The organism is Streptomyces sp. NPDC021080 (genome assembly GCF_044333225.1).
GTDB lineage: Bacteria > Actinomycetota > Actinomycetes > Streptomycetales > Streptomycetaceae > Streptomyces.
Window position 1 is genome coordinate 1 of the sequence record NZ_JBIRQM010000054.1, and the last position, 3,163, is coordinate 3,163.

Sequence of the window (3,163 nt, forward strand, 5' to 3'; positions counted from 1 at the left end):
CCCGCCACCGTCCGCTTCATCGGCATCGTGGAGTTCGCCGCCGCGCTGGGCCTGATCCTCCCCGCCGCCACCGGCATAGCCCCGGTCCTGACCCCGCTGGCCGCCACCGGGCTCGCCGTCACCATGATCCTGGCCGCGGTCGCCCACGCCCGCCGCAAGGAGCCGTCCGCGATCGTCTTCAACGCCGTCCTGCTGGTCCTCGCCGCGCTCGTCGCCTGGGGCCGCTTCGGCCCCTACTCCTTCTGACGATCACGCCACCCGGCAGTCCGGGGCCGGACCGCACCCCGCGGACCGGCCCCGGAACGTAACCCCCCACTCGCTTCTCCGGTAAGGAGCCACCCTGATGCGCGTCACCGTCTTCGGCGCGACCGGCGGCATCGGCCGCCTCGCCGTCCAGCAGCTGCTGGACGCGGGCCACCACGTCACCGCTCTCGTCCGCACCCCCGACAAACTCACCCGCGCCCAGCTCACCCACCCCGACCTGACCGTCACCGCCGGGCAGCTGTCCGACCCGGCGGCCGTACGGGCGGCCGTGGCAGGCGCCGACGCGGTGATCAGCGCCCTCGGCCCGTCCCTGAGCCGCTCCGCCACCGGCACCCCCCTGACCGAGGGCACCCGGAACATCGTGGCGGCGATGAACGAGGAAAAGGTGACCCGCTTCATCGGCCTGGCCACCCCCTCGCTGGCCGACCCGAGGGACAAGCCGCACTGGAAGCACAAAGTGCTGCCCGTCATGGCCAAGCTGATGTTCCCCAACGCGCTCACCGAGCTCACCGGCATGACCGCGGCCGTCACCGATTCCGGCCTCGACTACACCATCGCCCGCATCACCAACCCCACGAACAAGCCCGCCACCGGCCACACCCGCTCCGGGTTCCTCGGCCACGACCAGGTCGGCTCCGCGATGACCCGCGCGGACATCGCCGCCTTCCTCGTCTCCCAGCTCACCGACACCCGCTACCGGCGCGCGATGCCCGCCATCAGCAACTGACCCGTCAAGGCAGCGCCGGCCCCGGCACTCCCGCAACCACAAGGAGCCCGTCGTGGAACTCGGCATCCTGTCCCTGTCCGACCTGCAGACCGACCCCGCCACCGGCAAGCTCCGCGACCCCGGAGCACGCACCCGCGAGATCGTCTCCTACGGTGTCGCCGCCGACCAGGCAGGCCTCGACGTCTTCGCCCTCGGCGAGCACCACAGCCCCGACTTCGCCGTCGCCAACCCCGCCGTCCCGCTCGCCGCCATCGCCCAGGCCACCAGCAACATCCGCCTCACCAGCGCCGTCTCCGTCCTGTCCACCCTCGACCCGGTCCGCCTCCACCAGGACTTCGCCTCCCTCGACCTCCTCAGCGACGGACGCGCCGAGATCATCGCCGGACGCAGCGCCTTCCTCGAAGCCTTCGAACTCTTCGGCGTCGACCCCGCCGACTACGACGACGTCTTCGCCGAGAAACTCGACCTGTTCCTCGCGATCCGCGACAACGAGCACGTCACCTGGACCGGCCGCCACCGCCCCGCCCTGTACGACCTCCCCGTCCCGCCCCGCCCCCAGCAGGAGAAGCTGCCCCTGTGGCTCGGCGTCGGCGGCACCCCGGCCAGCGCCGAGCGCGCCGGACGCCTCGGCCTGCCCATGGTCCTCGGTCTCATCGGCGGCGACCTCCGCAGCGTCCGCCCCCTCATCGAGCACTACCGCGCCGTCGGCCAGGCCGCCGGCCACGCCCCCGACACCCTGCGCCTCGGCCTGACCAGCCACTTCTACGTCGGCAAGACCTCCCAGGACGCCCGCCGCGACCTCTACCCCCACTACCGCGAATACCTCCGGCCCAAGACTCCCGGTGGACGCGGCTGGCTGGTCGGCCCCGACCAGTTCCAGGCCGTCGCCGGCCCCTTCGGCGCTCTGATGACCGGCAGCCCCCAGGAAGTCATCGACAAGATCCTCACCGAACGCGAACTCCTCGGCGTCGACCGCTTCATGGGGCAGATCGACTTCGGCGGCATGCCCCAGCACATGGTCAACGACTCCATCGAACGCCTCGCCACCGAAGTCGCCCCCACCATCCGCAAGGAAACAGGGAACCGCTGAACGTCGAGGCAACCCGCACACGGTCTTGAAAACCATCATGGCGCGAGTCACCGTGGGTTCAAATCCCACACCCACCGCAGGTGAAAGGCCCCTGACTGGGAGAGACGGTCAGGGGCCTTCGCGTTGCTCGGTGCCCGTCAGGTGCCGTGGTTCACCGTGGTTTACCGCTCGATCGGGCACGGTACTCGCGTCGATGAGTGGGACACCTCCACCAGTAGCCGAAGAAGTGCGGGACCGGGTCTCCGACCTGCACCCCTGCAATCGCCCAACACTGCGACCTGCGACTCAGCCGTCGACGGTTGTCAGCGTTGGTCGTCGTTGAGCACCCTCGGACGGCCCAGGGACGGCCCCGACCGGAACCGGGCCTGTCCGTATGACGCAGCGCGACCGTGACTCCGCTCCGAAAAGCTGAGGAACCTGCGCCCAGTCGTGTGGAGACTGAGCCCATGACCCATTTGACCGAACCACCACGTCTGGTGTGGCCGACGGCAGCGGTGCGTGAGTCGTATCTGGCTGGTGAACGCGCCGATTGTTTGGCGGAAGGCAGGCCCACCGACTGGCTCGGTCCGGCCGGTGACGACTTCAATGCCTTCGTCGCACAGCGTCGCGGCGTGCAGATCCGCTGGGAGGTGCCTACAACCATATTCTGGTACATCTCGGGTGAGCACTACCTCGGCACGCTTGTTGTTCGACATCGCTTGACACCAGAGCTGGCTGAGGTGGGCGGTCACGTCGGCTATCACGTGGTCACGCCGTGGCGTCGGCAGGGGCACGCGACGAGGATGCTCGTAGCCGGGCTAGCAGAATGCCTAGACCTCGGCCTTAACCGCGTTCTGTTGACCTGCGCATCTGACAACGAGGCATCGCGCAGGGTAATCCAATCCAACGGCGGCGTGCTTGACGGTCAGGCACGTGGTGAAGATCGGTTCTGGATCACCCTCCGCGGCCGTGATCTCGCGGTACATCGGTGCAACGGTCCGTCGACTCGCTAGTGCTGTGACCGCGAAGGTTCACCGGGGTGGGGTGTATCGATGGCTCCCAGCGGCAGTACAGTCGGCGCGCTGAAGGAGCAGAGGAGCCCC

Annotated in this window: 4 protein-coding genes; all 4 read left to right on the forward strand. The window is 69.1% G+C overall.

What is annotated here, in order from left to right; all coding sequences use genetic code 11:
- Nucleotides 1-246, forward strand: a 246-nt coding sequence (locus tag ACH4S8_RS45030) for a DoxX family protein (protein ID WP_398405160.1), incomplete at its 5' end; no start/stop codon positions are given.
- A 97-nt stretch (nt 247-343) separates the two neighbouring features.
- On the forward strand, nt 344-991 hold the full coding sequence (locus tag ACH4S8_RS45035) for an NAD(P)-dependent oxidoreductase (RefSeq protein ID WP_398405162.1): 648 nt from the start codon (nt 344-346) through the stop codon (nt 989-991).
- A gap of 52 nt (nt 992-1,043) precedes the next feature.
- Entirely contained in the window at nt 1,044-2,081 is a 1,038-nt protein-coding gene (locus ACH4S8_RS45040; protein WP_398405164.1) for an LLM class flavin-dependent oxidoreductase, read from the forward strand.
- Between the two features lie 446 nt (nt 2,082-2,527).
- Nucleotides 2,528-3,073, forward strand: coding sequence for a GNAT family N-acetyltransferase (locus tag ACH4S8_RS45045; RefSeq protein ID WP_398405166.1), 546 nt, complete (start codon nt 2,528-2,530; stop codon nt 3,071-3,073).
- Nucleotides 3,074-3,163: the final 90 nt, after the last annotated feature.

Coding starts and splice junctions, on each gene's coding strand:
- ACH4S8_RS45035 (WP_398405162.1), top strand. CDS start 344: ATGCGCGTCACCGTCTTCGGCGCGACCGGCGGCATCGGCCGCCTCGCC.
- ACH4S8_RS45045 (WP_398405166.1), top strand. CDS start 2,528: ATGACCCATTTGACCGAACCACCACGTCTGGTGTGGCCGACGGCAGCG.